Source organism: Streptomyces boluensis (assembly GCF_009908195.1).
Classification (GTDB): Bacteria; Actinomycetota; Actinomycetes; order Streptomycetales; family Streptomycetaceae; genus Streptomyces; species Streptomyces boluensis.
Genome location: NZ_JAAAHS010000675.1, coordinates 1 through 1,847 on the forward strand (window position 1 = coordinate 1; position 1,847 = coordinate 1,847).

Sequence of the window (1,847 nt, forward strand, 5' to 3'; positions counted from 1 at the left end):
GGGGTTTGGTTCCTAGCGGGGCGTAATACGTCATATGGTCGCCGGAACGGCCTTGGGAGGGGGTGGGTCGGGTGATGCGTGCGTACAAGTTCCTGATGCGGCCCACCGTGGGCCAGGCCGCCGCGCTCGCCGCGATGTTGCGGGATCACTGCTCGCTCTACAACGGGGCGTTGCAGGAACGGCGTGACGCTTACCGGCACGCCTCCAGGACGAGCGTCAAGTACGGGCAGCAGTCCGCGCAGCTCAAAGAAATCCGTGCGTTCGACCCCGAGCGGCAAGGGCGCTGGTCGTTCAGCTCGCAGCAGGCGACGCTTCGCCGCCTCGACAAGGCGTTCGCCGCGTTCTTTCGCCGGGTCAAGTCCGGTGACACGCCTGGCTACCCGCGTTTCCGGGGCGTCAACTGGTTCGACACCGTGGACTTCCCCAGGGACGGTGACGGCTGCCGCTGGGACTCCACCCCCAACGGCCCGGTCACCCGGGTCCGGTTCCAGGGTGTCGGGCACGTCAAGGTCAACCAGCACCGGCCGGTGGTCGGCAAGGTCAAGACTGTCTCGGCCAAGCGCGAGGGCGAGCGCTGGTACGTCGTCCTGATCGCTGAGCAGGAGCAGCCCGAGCCGCTGCCCGCGACAGGCAGCGTGGTCGGCATCGACCTGGGCATAGCCAACTTCCTCACCACCTCCGACGGCGAGCACGTGCCCAGCCCGCGCCATGGCCGGAAGGCTGCCGCGAAGCTGGAAGCCGCGCAGCAGGCACTGTCCCGCTTCCCCCGGGTTCGCAGGGACAAGCGAACCGCCAACCACTGCCGGGCGGTTGAGAAGGTTGCCGATCTGCATCGCACGGTGCGTCGTCAGCGGCTCGACCACGCCCACAAGACCGCCCTTGACCTGGTCCGTACGCACGACTTCATCGCGCACGAAGACCTCAAGATCCGCAACATGAGCAAGGCTCCCGCGCCGAAGCCGGACCCCGAACAGCCTGGCACCTTCCTGCCCAACGGGGCCGCCGCGAAGGCCGGGCTGAACAGGTCGATCAATGATGCCGGTTGGGGGGTGTTCCTGACGATCCTGTACGCCAAGGCTGAGAGTGCCGGACGGGAAGTGATCGCCGTGGACCCCCGCAACACCTCCCGCACCTGCCCCGAATGCGGGCACGTCAGCGCGGGGAACCGGCCCACGCAGGACAAGTTCCACTGTGTCTCGTGCGGCCATACCGCGCATGCGGACACGGTCGGGGCACTCAACGTTCTACGGGCCGGGCTGGTCCGTCGCGACGCCAACCCGGCATAGCGAGAAGCCCCCTCTTCATGAGGGGGAGGAGTCACTTCTGTTGGAGCACACAACTGGTGGACTGACGTCGTCCGGATCATCGTGCAGGAAGCTGACCAGCCGGATGTGCCGGATCTGGTCCCGCAGCACCTGCCGCCCCGCGGTGCAGAATCGCCTCTTCCAGCAGGAAGTTGGCCATCACGCGGGGCTTGCGCTGGAAGACCTTCTGGCGGTCGATGCGCGCGCGGCGACCCATTCGTCCAGCTCCTCTTCGTCGAGCGGGGGGAGAGGCACGCGAACACGGCACGGGAGTATGCCTCGGTCTGCAACAGACCCGGCACGACCTGTTCTGCGGCGTACGCGTGGAGGTGCACGACAGCGGTGACGGTGAGGTGCCGGAACCGGCGGTGGAGCCGGATGCGGAACCGGACGGCGGGCGCGGGCTCTGGCTCGTCGCGGCGCTCGCGGACCGGTGGGGCGTGGGGGAGAGGGTGCCGGGCAAGGTCGTGTGGTGCGAGTTCGGCGGCCCTCCCGGACGGGACCACGCATGAGCGCCCGCTCTCCGATGGGGGGAACGGAGGG

The 1,847-nt window shown here is 68.3% G+C and carries 1 protein-coding gene and 1 pseudogene; both read left to right on the forward strand.

The annotated features are described in order from the left end of the window. The first annotated feature begins 71 nt into the window (after window positions 1-71). Window positions 72-1,286, forward strand: coding sequence for an RNA-guided endonuclease InsQ/TnpB family protein (locus GUY60_RS37340; protein ID WP_161705944.1), 1,215 nt, complete (start codon window positions 72-74; stop codon window positions 1,284-1,286). Window positions 1,287-1,621: 335 nt separating this feature from the next. Next, window positions 1,622-1,816: pseudogene (locus GUY60_RS37345) on the forward strand (ATP-binding protein); the annotation flags it as partial. Between the last annotated feature and the right edge of the window lie 31 nt (window positions 1,817-1,847).